The sequence below is a fragment of the Geobacillus sp. 46C-IIa genome, assembly GCF_014679505.1.
GTDB lineage: Bacteria > Bacillota > Bacilli > Bacillales > Anoxybacillaceae > Geobacillus.
This window is the reverse complement of sequence record NZ_CP061474.1, coordinates 2,412,156-2,429,121: the sequence shown is the minus strand read 5'-3', so window position 1 is coordinate 2,429,121 and position 16,966 is coordinate 2,412,156. Positions and strand designations below refer to the sequence as shown.

The following is a 16,966-nucleotide window of genomic DNA, read 5'->3' as shown; positions in this document are numbered from 1 at the left end:
TACAGTTATTTTGTTGTTCATTCGGGAATAATGGTAGCCAAATGGGGGCGCGGCGTCTTAATCATCGCCGCCGGCTGACCCGAGGGACACGAAAACTAGTTGGAGGTTTTTTCACGATGGCAAAACAGACGAACTACGCTCAACCGTGGAGCCAGTTTTACGGGCCGAACCTCGGCTATGTCATCGAAATGTACGAACAGTATCTCGATGACCCGGACAGCGTCGACCCGGAACTAAAACAATTGTTTGAACAATGGGGGGCGCCGGTCGTCGAGGAGCCGGTTTCTCCTGCGGATCATGAAGCGGCGCAGACGCATCAAACGTTCCGGCTGCCGGAAACACCGACCGTGTTCAGCAAGCTTGTCGCCGCCGTCAAATTGGCGGACAGCATTCGCCATTATGGCCATCTGGCCGCCGATACGAACCCGATTGTGAAAGAGGAGAAAAAGCTGCGCCGCCTCGAACTTGATGAGTATGATTTGACGGAGGAAGATTTAAAGCGCATTCCGGTCGCATTTCTTTGCCCGCATGCCCCGGCGCATGTCAAAAACGGCTGGGATGCCATCTTGCACTTGCGCAAAATCTATACAGATAAAATCGCCTTTGAATTCTCGCAAGTACATAATCTAGAGGAAAGGAACTGGCTCATCCAGCAAATCGAGTCCGGAGCGTACTATCCGAGCTTGGCGAACAAAGAGCGGGTCGCTTTGTTGCGCCGCCTGACGGAAGTGGAGGGGTTTGAAAAATTCATCCACCGGACGTATGTCGGGCAAAAGCGCTTTTCGATTGAGGGACTTGACGCCATGGTGCCGCTCCTCGATGAGCTTGTTCGCCAGGCGATCGAACAGGAGATTGACGCCGTCAACATCGGCATGGCGCACCGCGGCCGGCTGAACGTGCTTGCGCATGTGCTTGGAAAGCCGTATGAAATGATTTTCGCCGAGTTTCAGCATGCGGAGAGCAAAAACTTTATTCCGTCTGAAGGAGCGGTGGCCATTACCTATGGCTGGACGGGCGACGTGAAATACCATTTGGGGGCGGCGCGCCGCCTGCGCAATCAAAGCGCCCATACGATGCGAATTACGCTCGCCAACAACCCGAGCCATCTTGAAGTCGTCAATCCGGTCGTGCTCGGTTATACGCGCGCCGCGCAAGAAGACCGGACCAAACCGGGCGTGCCGGAGCAAAAGACAGAGGCTTCGTTTGCCATTTTAATTCATGGCGATGCTGCTTTCCCGGGGCAAGGCATTGTGGCTGAAACGCTCAACTTAAGCCAGCTGGGCGGCTATACGACCGGCGGAGCCATTCATATTATCGCCAACAACATGATCGGCTTTACGACGGAAAGTTACGATTCCCGTTCGACAACGTATGCTTCCGATATGGCGAAAGGGTTTGAAGTGCCGATTGTGCATGTCAATGCCGACGATCCGGAGGCCTGCCTGGCGGCGGCAAGCTTGGCGTTTGCGTATCGCCAGCGGTTTAAAAAAGATTTTGTCATCGACTTGATCGGCTATCGCCGCTTCGGCCATAACGAAATGGATGAGCCGATGGCGACGAACCCGATCATGTACAGCATCATTCACCAGCATCCGACCGTGCGCGAGCTGTATGCGCAAAAGCTGGTTGAAAAGGGGATCATCGCCGAGCAGGAAGTCGAAGAAATGGAACAGGAAGTGGCCGAACGGTTGAAAATTGCTTATGAACGGGTGCCGAAAAACGAAGAGGAGCTCGATTTCATTATGGATCCGCCAAAACCGGTCGTCGACCGGCTGCCGGAAGTGAGAACAGGCGTGGCGAAAGACGTGCTTCACCGCATCAATGAGGAGCTGCTCGAGTTCCCGGCTGACTTCCATGTCTTTAACAAGCTTGAGCGCATTTTAAAGCGGCGCAGCGGCGTATTTATGCAAAATGGCAAAATCGACTGGGCGCACGCGGAAACGTTGGCGTTTGCGACGATTTTGCAAGATGGCGTGCCGATCCGCCTCACCGGCCAAGACTCACAGCGCGGCACGTTTGCCCAGCGCCATTTAGTGCTGCACGATGTGAAAACGGGCAAAGAGTACGTTCCGCTTCATCATATCAGCGGCGCGAAAGCTTCGTTTGTCGTTTACAACAGCCCGTTGACTGAGGCGGCCGTGCTCGGTTATGAATACGGCTACAACGTGTACGCGCCGGAAACGCTCGTGCTTTGGGAAGCGCAGTTTGGCGACTTCGCCAACATGGCGCAAGTCATGTTTGACCAGTTTATCTCGTCGGGGCGGGCAAAATGGGGTCAAAAGTCCGGGCTCGTCATGCTTTTGCCGCACGGTTATGAAGGGCAAGGGCCGGAACATTCGAGCGGCCGCGTCGAGCGGTTTTTGCAGCTGGCGGCGGAAAACAACTGGACGGTCGCCAACTTGTCGACAGCAGCACAATATTTCCATATTTTGCGTCGGCAAGCGGCGCTGCTGCAAAAAGAAGAAGTGCGCCCGCTCGTCTTAATGACGCCGAAAAGCTTGCTCCGTCATCCGCTGGCGGCATCCGACGCTGATGCGCTTGTTCATGGCGCATTCTCGCCGGTGCTCGAGCAGCCGGGATTAGGGACTGACGCCAGCAAGGTCGAGCGGATCATGTTTGGCACTGGCAAGCTGATGATTGATTTAGCGGAACAAATCGGCAAAATGGAAGGGCTTGACTGGCTGCATGTCGTGCGCGTTGAAGAGCTGTATCCGTTCCCAGAAGAAGCGGTGCAGGCGATTATCGCGCGTTACCCGAACGTAAAAGAGCTCGTTTGGGTGCAAGAGGAGCCGAAAAACATGGGCGCTTGGACGTATATGGAGCCGCGCCTGCGGGCCCTTGCCCCAGACGGCGTCGATGTCAGCTATATCGGGCGGCGCCGGCGGGCGAGTCCGGCGGAAGGCGATCCGGTCGTCCACCGGAAAGAGCAGGAGCGCATTATTCGCTGTGCATTAACGAAATATGAACGATGATTGAACGTTTGAGGAGGGCATCAACGTGGCTGAGATCAAAGTCCCGGAACTAGCAGAGTCCATCACCGAAGGCACCATCGCTCAATGGTTGAAAAAGCCGGGCGACTATGTGGAAAAAGGCGAGTCGATTTGTGAATTAGAAACGGATAAAGTGAACGTCGAAATTATGGCTGAAGAGTCGGGCGTTTTGCAGCAGTTGCTGGCGAATGAAGGCGACACGGTCGCCGTCGGCCAAGCGATCGCCATCATCGGCGAGGGAGCGGCTGCAGCACCAGCCGCTGCCCCGCAGGCCGCACCAAAGCCGGTTGACGAAACGGAAACGGTCATGCCGGCTGACCGCGCCGAGCAACAGGCACCGCAGCCGGTCGCTGTCGCCCAAGCGCCGGGCCAACGCCCGGTCGCTTCGCCGGCCGCCCGAAAAATGGCGCGCGAAAAAGGGATCGATTTGGCGCAAGTGCCGACCGTTGATCCGCTTGGGCGCGTCCGCAAGCAGGACGTTGCTTCATTTGCCGCCCAGCCGGCCGCTGTTCCGCAAGCGGCGCCGCAACCGGCTCCGACGGCGGCGCCCGTTTCGGCGCCAACGCCGACTCCCGCAGCGGAAAGCGGCAAGCCGGTCATCCGCGAAAAAATGTCGCGCCGCCGGCAAACGATCGCCAAGCGGCTGCTTGAAGTTTCGCAATCGACCGCGATGCTGACGACGTTCAACGAAATCGACATGTCAGCGGTCATGGAGTTGCGCAAACGGAAAAAAGACAAGTTTTTTGAAGAGCATGACGTCCGCCTTGGCTTTATGTCGTTTTTCGTCAAAGCGGCCGTGGCGGCGCTGAAAAAATATCCATACGTCAACGCGGAAATTCAGGGCGATGAAATTTTGCTGAAAAAATATTACGACATCGGCGTGGCCGTTTCGACCGATGAAGGGCTTGTCGTTCCGGTTGTGCGCGACTGCGACCGGAAAAACTTCGCCGAAATTGAGCGGGACATCGCCGAATTAGCGGCGAAAGCGCGGAGCAACAAGCTGTCGCTCGCCGATTTGCAAGGCGGCACGTTTACGATCACAAACGGCGGCGTATTCGGCTCGCTTTTATCGACCCCGCTCTTAAACGGTCCGCAGGTCGGCATTTTAGGGATGCATTCGATCAAGCTGCGTCCGGTAGCCATCGATGAGGAGCGGATTGAAAACCGTCCGATGATGTACGTCGCCCTGTCGTACGATCACCGCATCATCGACGGCAAGGAAGCGGTTGGGTTCTTAAAAACGGTGAAAGACTTGATCGAAAATCCGGAAGACTTATTGCTTGAAAGTTAATACCGAAAAAAAAAGGAGTCCGCGGCGTGCGGGCTCCCCGTTTTTATCAGCGAAACGGTACAGCGCGGCGAATGAACTTCCCTGTTTTACGGAAAACTACCGTCAAAAAGGAGGAGATCATATGCCAGAGCGCGGACGAAACGACCATCCGCACGAGTTTTACCGCGACGGCGCCCGCGAAAGCATCATCAATGATGCGGCTGCTGACGGCGCCGAGGCCATCGGGGTGCGAAGCGATGCTGATCCGCTGCAGTCGGCCAACCCTGGCCCATTCCACGTTGATCACCTTGAAGTGGAAGAAGGAATGAAACCATTTCGGTCATTAATGGAAGGAAAAAAGTGATTCGCCAGGCGAATCGCTTTTTTCGCGGATCCGCAAAGAAGGAAAATGGCGAACGAGCGCGAATATTGTTACTTGTTATGACTATTTTTTCGGGGGGATGACCATGGAGTTCGGATTGGCCGGGAAAACGGCGCTTGTTGCTGCCTCAAGCCAAGGGCTTGGCAAGGCGATTGCCCGGGCGCTTGTGCTTGAAGGAGCGAACGTGATGATTACAAGCCGGAATGAGGAAAAACTGCAGGAAGTCGCCGAGGAGCTGAGCAGTTTACATAAGGGGCGCGTCGCTTATGTGCGCGCCGATGTGACGAAAGCGGATGACATCCGTCGGCTTGTCGCCAAAACGGCGGAGACGTTTGGAACGATCGATTTGCTTGTCAATAACGCCGGCGGCCCTCCGGCGGGAACGTTCGAAACAGTGAGCGACGAAGACTGGCAATACGCGTTCGAGCTCAATTTATTGAGCTACATTCGGCTGATTCGTGAAGCGCTGCCTTATTTAAAGAAAAAAGGCGGCAAAATTGTCAATATCGCCTCGTCGTCCATCAAAGAGCCTATTCCGGGGCTCATCTTGTCCAATACGTTCCGCACCGGGATTGTCGGGCTGACGAAAACGCTTGCGGCGGAGTTCGCCCCTGACAACATTTTGATCAACACAGTCGCTCCCGGACGGATCGCGACGGAACGGGTCGCCTTTTTAGACAAGGTGAATGCGGAAAAGCTCGGCATTACGAAAGAGGAAATGGAAGCGCGCATGAGAAGCGTCATTCCGCTCGGCCGTTACGGGACGCCTGAGGAGTTTGCCAACGTTGTCGTCTTTTTGCTGTCGGAGGCAAACTCGTACGTCACCGGGCAGGCGTTGATCGTCGATGGCGGTATGGTGAAAGCGATTTAGAAAGCTCATGCCTTGTCGCTCATCCGGAGTGCGAGAAGGATTTTTTACGTCATTTCCGAAAGAAGTCTCCCATCCCCAAGGAACGTGCCGGGCGCAGCCCGATGAGTGGATGGGAGATGAATTTTGGCTGGCCATCGCCAATCAATAGGATCGTTAATGGTTCAAACGGGCACCTTCGGAATGAAGGGAAGTGTAAAGGGTTCTTGTGCGCGGCTTACCGTTCGGCGAACACACACAAGTCGCCTGAAGCCCCCTCCTCTAAACGAAACGCAGGTGGCGGGTAGTTCACAATGGGGAAACTTTTTTGAATCCGGCGTTCCGCCGTTTTTGGAAGCTGTTGAGTGACGGGAAAGAGTGATGTTCGCCAGCCGTTCATACACGGACAAAGGAAAAGGCGCTCGACTTGCTTGAAGAAGGGGCGGTATGGAAGGAAACGGTCGCCGATTTGGCTTGGGAAGCGGACGTTGTCATGACCATGGTCGGCTACCCGTACGATGTTGAGCAAGTGTATTTCGGTGAGGGCGGCATTTTGGAGCAGGCGCGGCCGGGAACGTATGTCATCGATATGACCACTTCGACGCCGACGCTAGCGCAAGCCATTTACAAAGCGGCAAAGCAAAAAGGCATCCACGCGTTGGATGCCCCGGTGTCCGGCGGGGATATCGGCGCCCGCGAAGGAACGCTGACGATCATGGTCGGCGGTGATGAAGAGGTGTTTTTGGCGTGCAAGCCGATTCTTGAGCGCCTCGGGACGAACATCGTTCTGCAAGGAAAAGCCGGAGCGGGCCAGCATACGAAAATGTGCAACCAGATCGCCATTGCTACGAATATGATCGGCGTTTGCGAAGCGATGGCGTATGCGAAGCAGGCGGGACTCGACCCGCTCCGCGTGCTTGAGAGCATCGCTAAAGGGGCGGCAGGCAGCTGGTCGTTGAGCAACTTGGCACCGCGCATGCTCACCGGCGATTTTGCGCCCGGGTTTTACATTAAACATTTTATTAAGGATATGAAAATTGCGCTTGAAGAAGCGGAACGAATGAATTTGCCGCTTCCCGGCCTAGCGCTCGCCAAATCGATGTACGAAGAACTGGCGCAAGCCGGGGAGGAAAACAGTGGCACACAAGCGTTATATAAGCGCTACGTTCAGGAGTAAAATGGGGCGGTTTCGCCCCATTTTTTGATGTTAAACATATTTATCAAAAAATATTGAATATTTCTTTCTGCAGAGGTATAGTAAAAATAAGGGGGCACATACTAACCGGTTAGTATAAAGGGAGGGGATGGCATGGACTTTTCCTATTCGCCGAAAGTCCAAGAGCTGATCAAAAAATTAAGCGCTTTCATGGAGGGGTACATTTATCCGAATGAAAAAGTGTACGAGGAGCAGCTGAACGCCCAAGAGTCGAGATGGTCAAGCGTGCCCCCGATCATTGAAGAACTGAAGGAAAAAGCGAAAAAAGAAGGGCTTTGGAACTTGTTTTTGCCGGACAGTGAATACGGAGCCGGCTTAACAAACGTCGAGTACGCGCCGCTTTGCGAAATTATGGGCCGGTCGCTCATCGCTCCGGAAGTGTTCAACTGCAATGCGCCGGATACCGGCAACATGGAAGTGCTCGTCCGCTACGGCAGCGAGGAACAAAAACAAAAATGGCTCATCCCGCTCTTAAACGGGGAAATCCGCTCGTGCTTTTCGATGACCGAACCGGATGTGGCGTCAAGCGATGCGACGAACATTCGGGCGTCGATCATCCGCGACGGCGATGAATATGTCATTACCGGTCGGAAATGGTGGTCGTCCGGCGCCGGCGACCCGCGCTGCAAAGTCGCCATCGTCATGGGCAAAACGAACCCGGACGCACCAAAACATGAACAGCAGTCGATGATCATCGTCCCGCTCGATACGCCGGGGGTGAAAATTGAACGGATGCTGCCGGTGTTTGGTTTTGACCATGCGCCGCACGGCCATGCGGAGATTACATATGACCACGTGCGGGTGCCGAAAGAAAACATCATTTGGGGAGAAGGGAAAGGGTTTGCCATCGCCCAAGGGCGGCTCGGCCCGGGGCGGATTCACCATTGCATGCGCTTGATTGGGGCGGCGGAGCGGGCGCTTGAGCTCATGTGTCGGCGCGTGCAGTCGCGGATGGCGTTCGGCAGGCCGCTCGCGGAGCACGGCGTGATCCGCGAGTGGATTGCGCAGTCGCGCATCGAAATCGAGCAGGCGCGCCTGTTGACAATGAAAGCAGCATACATGATGGATACGGTCGGCAACAAGGTCGCGCGCAAAGAAATTGCCATGATTAAAGTGGTCGCTCCAAATGTCGCCTTAAAAGTGATCGACCGTGCCATTCAGGCGTTTGGCGCCGCCGGGGTGAGCAACGACTTCCCGCTGGCCGCCATGTGGGCGAACTCGCGCACGCTCCGCCTCGCCGACGGGCCGGACGAAGTGCACAAAGAGCAGGTCGCAAAGCTTGAACTGCGGCAATATCAATAACGGGGGAGGAAGTGGCATTCATGCACGTACTCGATTTATTTAAAATTGAAAGAAAAACGGCCATCGTCACCGGCGGTGGGCGAGGCCTCGGCGAACAGATCGCCATCGGCCTCGCCGAAGCCGGGGCGAATGTCGTCGTCTGCTCGCGCAAGGTGGAAGCGTGCGAGCAAGTGAAAGAAAAAATAGAACGGCTCGGCGTCCGCTCGCTTGCTTTGCCGTGCGACGTGACGAATCCGGATGACGTAAACCGTGTTGTCGAAACGACGGCGAAAGAATTCGGCGGCATCGATATTTTGGTGAACAACAGCGGGGCGACATGGGGGGCGCCGGTGGAGGAGATGCCGCTCGAAGCGTGGCAAAAGGTGATCAACGTCAACGTCACCGGCACGTTTTTGATGAGCCAGGCGGCCGGCAAAGTGATGATTGCCAAGCAAACCGGCGGCGCCATCATCAATATCGCTTCCGTCGCCGGCCTTGGCGGCACGCATCCCGATATTTTAAATACGATCGGCTACAACACAAGCAAAGGGGCGGTCATTACGTTTACGCGCGATTTGGCTGCTAAATGGGGAAAACACGGCATTCGCGTCAATGCGGTCGCCCCCGGCTTTTTCCCGACGAAAATGTCGCGCGTCGTCCTTGAGCAAGTCGGTCAAAAAGTATTGGAACATACGCCGCTCGGCCGCTTTGGCGGTGAAGATGACCTAAAAGGCGCCGTCTTGTTCCTCGCTTCGCCGGCATCCTCGTTTGTCACCGGCGCGCTTCTTGTCGTTGACGGCGGCAGTCATGCGACCGGCATTTAACGAAAGTAAGGGGGAAAAGCAAATGAGCGAAAAACGGGCCTTGTCTCTTTATCCAGAACATGTGTCGTTTCATATTGACATTCCGGACAAAACGGTATGCGATGTGCTCCATGAACGGGCGGCGCAATTTGGCAGCCAGCCGGCGCTGACGTTTTACAGCAAAACGATCACGTACGCTGAGCTCGCCGCCGCGGTCAACCGCTTCACTTCGAGCCTGCAGGCGCTTGGGGTGCAAAAAGGCGACCGCGTCGCGATTATGCTGCCGAACTGCCCACAATACGTCATTGCTTATTACGGCATTTTGCAGGCTGGCGCCATCGTCACCCAAGTGAACCCGATGCTCGTCGAGCGCGAGCTGGCGTATTTGCTGAACGATTCCGGGGCTGAGACGATCATCATTTATGAGCCGCTTTATCCGCGCCTTATTGCGGTAAGAGGGGAGACGGCCGTCAAGCGGGCGGTCACCGTCAGCTTTGGGGCGCCGCCATCCGCTTCGTTGGCCGCCGGAGACGTCACGTTTGAGGAGTTTCTCGCCGAAGGAAGCGGGCAAGCGCGTCCGGTGCCAATCGAACCGGCGCATGACGTCGCTGTGCTGCAATACACGGGCGGAACGACAGGGCGCTCAAAAGGAGCGATGCTCACCCACCGCAACATTTTTGCCAATGTTTTGCAATGCGCCGAGTTTTTTAAAGGAACGTTTGAAATGGGAAAAGAGCGCTATTTGACCGTGATCCCGCTCTTCCATGTCTTTGCGATGACTTCAGGAATGAACTTAGCCATTTACCAAGGGGCGGAAAACGTTTTGCTGCCGCGCTTTGAGCTGAAAGAAGTGCTCGAGACGATCCGCGACAAGCAGCCGACCGTGTTCCCCGGCGTGCCGACGATGTACGTCGCCATTACGAACACGCCGGGAGTCGAGCAGTACGGCATCAGCAGCATTAAAACGTGCAACAGCGGCAGCGCGCCAATGCCGCTTGAGCTCATGCGCGATTTCGAGGCGAAAACGGGGGCGGTCGTTCTCGAAGGGTACGGACTGTCCGAAGCATCGCCGGTGACGCACTGCAACCCGCCGTTTGCTGCACGCAAGCCGGGCACGGTCGGCATCGGCATGCCGCTCACTGAATACAAAGTCGTCGATGTGGCGACGGGCGCGCAAGAATTGCCGCCGGGTGAGGTCGGTGAACTCATCATCCGCGGGCCGCAGGTGATGAAGGGATATTGGAATATGCCGGAAGAAACGGCGGCGGCGCTGCGCGACGGATGGTTGTACACCGGGGATTTGGCCGCGATTGACGAGGAAGGGTATGTGACGATCGTCGACCGAAAAAAAGATATGATCATCGCCGGCGGCTACAACGTTTATCCGCGCGAGATCGAGGAAGTGCTGTATGAACATCCGGCCGTGAAAGAGGCGGTGGCCATCGGCGTGCCGGACCCGTACCGCGGCGAAACGGTGAAGGCGGTCGTCGTTTTAAAAGATGGGCAACAGGCGAGCGAAGACGACATTCTCGCCCACTGCCGAAAAAACTTGGCAGCTTATAAAGTGCCGCGCATCGTCGAGTTCCGCGCTGAGCTGCCGAAAACGAACGTCGGCAAAATTTTGCGCCGCGCCTTGCGCGAAGAGGCGTCCCGCCCGCAATGACGGCGGCGCGGCTGACGGCCAAGTCGCGAGCAGACTTGGCCGTTTTATGGTACAATAGCTGGCAGTGACTACAAGTGACTACATATGAGGCAAGAGGTGGGAAGGCATGAGGGAAAAAATTATCGCTGCCAGCATTGAACTGTTTGAACAAAAAGGATTCAGCGAAACGTCGATCCAAGATATTGTCGATGTCCTCGGGGTGACGAAAGGAACGTTTTACTACTACTTCAAAAGCAAAGAAGAGCTGCTCATGGACATTCACCTTCGCTACATTGAGGGGCTGCTTAGCGAGCAGGCGCGCATGATGAATGATGAGCGGCGGTCGGTGCGGGAAAAGCTGTACGCCATCGTATATATGCTCATTCACAATGTCGAGCGGCAAGGACGGCAAGCGCGCGTGTTTTTCCGTGAGATGAAGCATTTGAGCGAGGAACATTTGCAAAAGGTGAAGGAAAAGCGCGACTTGTTCCGCCATCAGCTGCAGGCGTTAATTGAAGAAGGAATGAAAAACGGTGAACTGCGCCGTGATTTGTCGCCATCGATTGCCGCGCTCACGGTGCTTGGGGCGGCCAATTGGAGCTACCACTGGTTCCGTCCGGACGGCGAGCTGACCGATGCGGAAGTGGCTGAACAAATGGTGGCGATTTTGATTGACGGAATGGGTGCGCCGCATATTCCGTAAACAAGCGAAACGGCGTGCATCGAAACGCGTTCGCAAAGGGGGAGAGGGAGATGAGCGCCATTATTCCGGTGCGCAAAGGGGAGGAACTGCCGGCCGAAAAGCTGGCTGCGTTTTTACGCGCGGTGTTGCCGGATATGCCGAACGGGGAGCTCGAGATCGAGCAATTTTCCGCCGGCCGCTCGAATTTGACGTACTTGCTTCGCTGCGGGGAGTGGGAAGCGGTGCTGCGTCGCCCGCCGTTTGGCCCGGTGCCGCCAAAAGCACACGATATGAAGCGGGAGAGCACGTGGCTTGCCGAAATTCATCCGCTGTTCCCGTTGGCTCCGAAGCCATTCTACTTTTGTGAAGATGAATCAGTGATCGGCAGCCCGTTTTTTGTGATGGAGCGACGCCGCGGCGTGGTGATCGACAGCGATTTCCCAGATGGCATCGACCCGACGGAGGACGTGTGCCGCGGCATTTCCGAAACGATGGTCGAGACGCTTGTCAACATCCATCAAATCGATTATAAGAAGACCCGCCTTGTGCAGATGGTCAAGCCGGAAGGGTTTATGGAGCGGCAAGTGCACGGGTGGATTCAGCGCTACGAGCGGGCGAAAACAGACGACGTTCCAGCGGCCGAGGCGCTCATGAAGTGGCTTGCTTCCCATATTCCGCCACAGCGCGAGGCGACGGTGATTCATTACGATTTTAAGCTGAATAACGCCTTGTTTGCTGAGGACGATGTGACGAAAATGGTCGGCTTGTTCGATTGGGAAATGTCGACCGTTGGCGACCCGCTTGCCGATTTGGCAGTGGCGATGAGCTATTGGATTGAAGAAGGCGACCCGCCGCTTGTCAAACACGGCTTCGGCCGCGCGCCGGTCACCGTCCGGCCCGGCTTTTACACGCGCGAACAGTTTATTGCTGTGTATGCGGAAAAAAGCGGCCGCGACGTTTCTGATATGCATATCTATTTAACGTTTGCTTATTTTAAATTGGCCGTCATCTGCCAACAAATTTATTACCGTTACCGCCGCGGACAAACAAATGATGAGCGGTTTCGTCATTTCAACCAGTTTGTCGAGGCGCTCATCGAGCATGCGTGGCAGCTGGCGACAGGGCGGTGAAAAAGGATGATCACGAAAGTGCATGTTGTGCTGCGCAAGGAAGACATTGACGAAACGGCGCTCGCTGACGGCAAAGTAGCCGTTGTGTTTGATATTTTGCTCGCGACGTCATCGATTACAGCGGCGCTGGCTGCCGGCGCTCGCTCGGTCGTTCCGGTGTATAGCGCGGCCGAAGCCGAAGAAGTTGGGCGCCGATTGCCGGATGGGGGGTATGAACTTGCCGGTGAAAGCGAAGGAAGGACGATCACCGGCTTCCACCCGCCGGCGCCGCTGTTTTTGCAAACGGTTTGCCCGGGGAAGACCGTCATTTTGTCGACGACAAACGGCACGGTGGCGCTTCGCAAGGCCATGAAAGCCCGGGCCGTGTATGCGGCGAGTTTGCTTAACAGCCCAGCTGTTAGCGAACATATTTGCCGGGCGCATCAGAATGAGACGATCATTGTCATTTGCTCCGGTTCATCCGGCCGCTTTTGCCTTGAAGATTTTTATGGCGCCGGCTATTTTGTCCATTGCTTGATTGAGCAAGGAATCGCTGCGGCAGAGCTTTCTGACAGCGCCATGGCCGCCTGGCTGTTTTACCGGCAATACGGCGGCGAAGGAAAGGCGAAAGAGGTGCTATCCTCCTCGCTTGTTGGCCGCTGGATGGCCGCGTGCGGCCTTGAAAAGGAGATCGACTACATCAACCGGCACGGAGCGCTTTCTGTCATTCCGAAGCTCGAGCCCGGGCCGGTTGGACCGGAAATGCGCGATATGGCGCAAATGAAAGCAGCAAGGGAGGGGAAACGGCAATGAGAATTGTGCAATTTACAGAGTACGGCGGTCCGGGCGTGCTCAAAGTGAAAGAGATCGAGCGCCCGTCGCCATCCGGACGGCATGTGTTGATTGAAGCGGAGGCGATTGGCGTCAATTACGCCGACACAGCGAGGCGGGAAGGACGCTACGTTGTACCGACGCCGCTTCCATTCGTGCCCGGCACCGAAGTGGCCGGCGTCGTCCGCGAAGTCGGTCCAAACGTGCAGACGATCCGTCCAGGACAGCGCGTCGTCGCCTTGATCGAGGCGGGCGGCTACGCCGAGTATGTCGTTGTTGATGAACGGGCGGTCGTGCCGCTGCCGGACGGAGTTGATGCCCGCCAAGCGGCCGCGCTGCCGGTGCAAGGGTTAAGCGCCTATCACATTTTGAAAACGATGGGTCGCCTTGAAGAAGGGGAAACAGTGCTCGTCCATGCGGCAGCCGGCGGCGTCGGCACGCTCGCTGTGCAGCTGGCGAAACGGTTTGGCGCGAAAACCGTCATCGCCACGGCGAGCACCGAGGAGAAGCGGGCGCTCGCTCGCCGTCTTGGCGCCGATGTGACGGTCGATTATACGAAAAACGACTGGTCTAAGGCCGTGATGGAGGCGACCCAAGGCCGCGGGGTTGACGTTGCTTTGGAAATGGCGGGCGGCGACATTTTCCACCAAACGCTTGATTGCCTTGCCCCGTTCGGCCGCCTTGTTGTCTACGGTGCGGCAAGCGGGGAGATGACGCGCCTAAACCCGGTTCGCCTGATGGCGAAAAACTGGTCCATCATCGGCTTTTTCTTGCCGCAGATCATGCGGAAGCGGGCGCTGTACGAGCAAAGCTTGCGCGAACTGCTCCATTGGGTGCAAGAAGGAAGTTTAGAGCTGACCATCGGCGGCGTCTATCCGCTTGAACAGGCTGCCATGGTGCACGAGCTGCTGCAAGGGCGGAAAACGAGCGGCAAGCTGTTGCTTGTGCCGTAAAAAAGAGAGGAAACGATCTGACCGAAAAGGCCGCCTTCCTCCAAGAGAAAACGCATATAGCCGTATATAGCGATGAAAAAGGGGTCCCGTTGCTTTTGCGGGCCCTCCTTTTTTGCATATGTGCGCAAATCAGCCGGTGGAAGCCGCATGCGGCATCGCGCTGAAAGGAAAACGAAGCCGCTCTCATTTTACCGGCTGTTCCTCTTCGTCTGAATGTATCGCTCGAGCCGATCGAGCCCTTCTTTGAGCACATCGAGCGAATAGGCGTACGACAGGCGGACATAGCCTTCGCCGTATTCTGAAAAGGCGCTGCCGGGGACGAGGGCGACGCCGGCTTTTTCAACGACATCAACGGCAAAATCAAACGATGGCATATGAAACGCAGCGATCGATGGAAATAAATAAAACGCGCCGTCCGGTTTTTCGACCGGAAGCCCCATGGCCGTGAGGCGATTGTATGCGTACTCAAGCCGTTCGGCGTAAGCGGCGCGCATCGCCTCGGCGTCGTTTTTGCCGGCAGTAAGCGCCGCAACCGCCGCCTTTTGACTGACGGATGACGTGCAGGAGACGCTGTACTGGTGCACTTTGAGCATCTGTTCGATGACAAAGGAAGGGGCGAAGACAAACCCGATGCGCCAGCCGGTCATCGAGTGCGATTTGCTTAGCCCGTTGATGACGATCGTCTGCTCTGGCAGCCATTCAGCGATCGAGCGGTGGTGGCCGCGATAGACGAGCTCGCTGTAAATTTCATCAGACACGATCCAAATCGGCCGTCCTTTCATCAGCGCGGCGATCGATTCAAGCGCTTCACTTGACAGCGTCGTTCCGGTCGGATTGGACGGATACGGAAGGACGAGACAGCGCGTCTTGTCGGTGATGTAAGGCGCGATCAGCTCGGCCGACAGACGAAAGCCGTTTTGTCTTGTGTCGATGTACACCGGTTTCGCCCCGCACAGGCGGATGAGCGGCTCATAGCCAGGGTAGACCGGCGCGGGAAGAAGCACTTCTGTCCCTTCTTCTAAAATGGTGCGAAACGTAATATCAAGCGCTTGACTGGCGCCGACGGTGGCGATCACTTCATCCGGGCTGTAGCGAAGCCCGTATTTATCGGCGACAAACTGACAAGCCGCCTGGCGCAGCTCAAGGAGGCCGGCGTTCGCCGTATACGTGGTGAAATCAGCGGCGATCGCTTCTTGGGCGGCCGCTTTGACATGATCAGGTGTCGGAAAATCCGGCTGGCCGATCGTCAAGGAAACTAGCCCCGGCCGGCCGGCGACAAGGTTGAAAAACTGGCGGATGCCTGATAGTTGAATGGATTGGACGCGTGGCTGAATGAGGTGTTTCACGAGTTGTCCACCTTTCCGTTTTTTCTCTATTGTACCATTGAGAATGAAAAACAGAAAAACAAAAATGAGCCCCTTTCCGTTCGGATCGTTTCCGCAGACGGAAATGGGGCTCACCCTGTCATGGATGATTCACACTCCAACTTCGTTCGCTCCTTTTACACGCCGTATTTTTTCAACAAGTCGTTATATTGGGCGGAAAGTTTGAAAAACAGCGGCTTGTTGCCGGCAGCGAGCGCCTCATCAATTTTTTCCATCAGTTTTTTTCTCTGAAACTGGAAGATCGCTTCTTTCAATACTCGTTCGGCCATTGGACCATAGCTGCTTTTTTCTTCCGGCTGGTTGAACAATACGGCGCCTTCGTTCGGATACTGTTTTTCGTACATCGTTGATTCCCTCCCATATGGGAACGAAGGAGTTCCCTTTTTTATATTATCATCGTTTTTGGTGAAAATGTAAAGAAAATTTAGATAAATATTTTTTGTCAATTTTTTCTCTACACGATTTCTATACCCGTTTTTTGTTGGGGTGTAACGTCTTTTCGGTTATGATAAGAAGAGAAAAAATGGCAAGGTGAGATGGCGATGATCCGTACGTGTGTCGTAACAAAAGAGTTTGAGGTTATACATGATGTCGATTTAACGTTCGTCAACAGCCCGGACGTTTCATGGTATTGGGTCGATTTTCATGAGCCGACGGACGAGGAGGCAGACTTGCTCGCCTCGTTTTTCCGTTTCCACCCGCTCGCGATTGAGGACTGTTTGGAATATGTGCAGCGGCCGAAACTCGATTTTTATGACCGCTACTTATTTGTTGTCCTCCATGCGATTGCGGGGACGACGCTTGAGGCTGAGGAAGTCGATCTGTTTGTCGGACAAAACTTTATCGTTTCGTTTCATAAGTCGCCGGTTCATGCGGTCGAGGACGTATGGGAGCGGCTGAAGCGCGAGCAGGACGTGCAGCAGGGGCCGTTTCATGTCATGTATCGGCTGATCGACAAGCTCGTTGATGATTACTTCCCCCCGCTGTACTACATTGAAGATGTGTTGAATGATTTAGAGGAAAATACGAACAACGAGCCGATTCATGACGTGATCGAAAAAGTGTTTGATATTCGCGGCGATTTATCGAGATTGCGCCGGACGATTGTGCCGATGCGCGACTTATTGTACCGCATCATCCACTCCGATCGGCTGCAGCGCATGAAAGAGCGGCAGTTGTATTTCCATGATATTTACGATCATTTATTAAAGCTATCGGAAATGATTGAGACGAATCGGGAAATTACCGCCGATATTCGGGACAGCTATTTGTCGCTCAACTCCAACAGAATGAATAACATTATGATGACGTTTACGGCCATTACGACGATTTTTATGCCGCTCACCTTTATTGCCGGCATTTATGGGATGAACTTTGACTATATGCCTGAACTGCGCTGGAAATATGGGTACTTTGCCGTATTGGCTGTCATGGCAACCATCGGCATAACGATGTTTATTTGGTTTAAGCGCAACGGCTGGTTCCAGCTGTTAAAAGGCGACTGGGCGAAAGAGGATCGGGAGCGCCGCTAGCAGCCGTATAAAACAAGCTGTCCCCCTCATATACATAACTGTG

14 protein-coding genes and 1 pseudogene are annotated in these 16,966 nt (G+C 55.2%); 13 read left to right on the top strand and 2 right to left on the bottom strand.

Annotated features, from left to right (window positions below; genetic code table 11):
• Positions 1-116: 116 nt before the first annotated feature.
• The 12 genes and pseudogenes from IC803_RS12030 (at position 117) to IC803_RS11975 (ending at position 14,006) form a co-directional block, all read left to right on the top strand.
• Positions 117-2,972 carry a 2-oxoglutarate dehydrogenase E1 component gene (locus IC803_RS12030; RefSeq protein ID WP_081206716.1) on the top strand — a complete coding sequence of 952 codons (2,856 nt, stop codon included), beginning with the start codon at positions 117-119 and terminating at the stop codon, positions 2,970-2,972.
• 25 nt (positions 2,973-2,997) lie between these two features.
• Positions 2,998-4,281, top strand: a complete 1,284-nt coding sequence (gene odhB, locus IC803_RS12025) for a 2-oxoglutarate dehydrogenase complex dihydrolipoyllysine-residue succinyltransferase (protein ID WP_081206717.1) — start codon at positions 2,998-3,000, stop codon at positions 4,279-4,281.
• A gap of 121 nt (positions 4,282-4,402) precedes the next feature.
• The gene (locus IC803_RS12020) at positions 4,403-4,624 is read left to right on the top strand and encodes a hypothetical protein (RefSeq protein ID WP_190304202.1); all 222 of its coding nucleotides are present in this window, start codon (positions 4,403-4,405) and stop codon (positions 4,622-4,624) included.
• A gap of 103 nt (positions 4,625-4,727) precedes the next feature.
• On the top strand, positions 4,728-5,513 hold the full coding sequence (locus IC803_RS12015) for an SDR family oxidoreductase (RefSeq protein WP_081206719.1): 786 nt from the start codon (positions 4,728-4,730) through the stop codon (positions 5,511-5,513).
• A 370-nt stretch (positions 5,514-5,883) separates the two neighbouring features.
• Positions 5,884-6,666: pseudogene (locus IC803_RS12010) on the top strand (NAD(P)-dependent oxidoreductase); the annotation flags it as partial.
• A 132-nt stretch (positions 6,667-6,798) separates the two neighbouring features.
• On the top strand, positions 6,799-8,007 hold the full coding sequence (locus tag IC803_RS12005; protein ID WP_081206721.1) for an acyl-CoA dehydrogenase: 1,209 nt from the start codon (positions 6,799-6,801) through the stop codon (positions 8,005-8,007).
• A gap of 20 nt (positions 8,008-8,027) precedes the next feature.
• Positions 8,028-8,810, top strand: coding sequence for an SDR family oxidoreductase (locus IC803_RS12000; RefSeq protein ID WP_081206722.1), 783 nt, complete (start codon positions 8,028-8,030; stop codon positions 8,808-8,810).
• A gap of 22 nt (positions 8,811-8,832) precedes the next feature.
• Positions 8,833-10,452 carry a long-chain-fatty-acid--CoA ligase gene (locus IC803_RS11995; protein ID WP_081206723.1) on the top strand — a complete coding sequence of 540 codons (1,620 nt, stop codon included), beginning with the start codon at positions 8,833-8,835 and terminating at the stop codon, positions 10,450-10,452.
• A gap of 106 nt (positions 10,453-10,558) precedes the next feature.
• Positions 10,559-11,134 (top strand): TetR/AcrR family transcriptional regulator, encoded by a 576-nt coding sequence (locus IC803_RS11990; RefSeq protein WP_081206724.1) that lies wholly within the window; start codon positions 10,559-10,561, stop codon positions 11,132-11,134.
• 50 nt (positions 11,135-11,184) lie between these two features.
• Positions 11,185-12,243 carry a phosphotransferase family protein gene (locus IC803_RS11985; RefSeq protein WP_081206725.1) on the top strand — a complete coding sequence of 353 codons (1,059 nt, stop codon included), beginning with the start codon at positions 11,185-11,187 and terminating at the stop codon, positions 12,241-12,243.
• Between the two features lie 9 nt (positions 12,244-12,252).
• On the top strand, positions 12,253-13,035 hold the full coding sequence (locus IC803_RS11980) for a 2-phosphosulfolactate phosphatase (RefSeq protein WP_190304304.1): 783 nt from the start codon (positions 12,253-12,255) through the stop codon (positions 13,033-13,035).
• The gene (locus IC803_RS11975; RefSeq protein WP_081206727.1) at positions 13,032-14,006 is read left to right on the top strand and encodes a quinone oxidoreductase family protein; all 975 of its coding nucleotides are present in this window, start codon (positions 13,032-13,034) and stop codon (positions 14,004-14,006) included. The genes IC803_RS11980 and IC803_RS11975 overlap by 4 nt, the downstream gene beginning before the upstream one ends.
• 188 nt (positions 14,007-14,194) lie before the next feature.
• Here the strand turns inward: IC803_RS11975 and IC803_RS11970 are convergent, their stop codons facing one another.
• Together IC803_RS11970 and IC803_RS11965 are read right to left on the bottom strand one after the other, a co-directional pair.
• Complete coding sequence (locus IC803_RS11970; RefSeq protein ID WP_081206728.1) at positions 14,195-15,352, bottom strand: aminotransferase A; 1,158 nt, start codon at positions 15,350-15,352, stop codon at positions 14,195-14,197.
• Positions 15,353-15,507: 155 nt separating this feature from the next.
• Positions 15,508-15,735, bottom strand: coding sequence for an IDEAL domain-containing protein (locus IC803_RS11965; RefSeq protein WP_081206729.1), 228 nt, complete (start codon positions 15,733-15,735; stop codon positions 15,508-15,510).
• Between the two features lie 192 nt (positions 15,736-15,927).
• Between IC803_RS11965 and corA the strand changes: the two genes are divergently transcribed.
• Positions 15,928-16,923 (top strand): magnesium/cobalt transporter CorA, encoded by a 996-nt coding sequence (gene corA, locus IC803_RS11960; RefSeq protein ID WP_081206730.1) that lies wholly within the window; start codon positions 15,928-15,930, stop codon positions 16,921-16,923.
• Positions 16,924-16,966 lie beyond the last annotated feature (43 nt).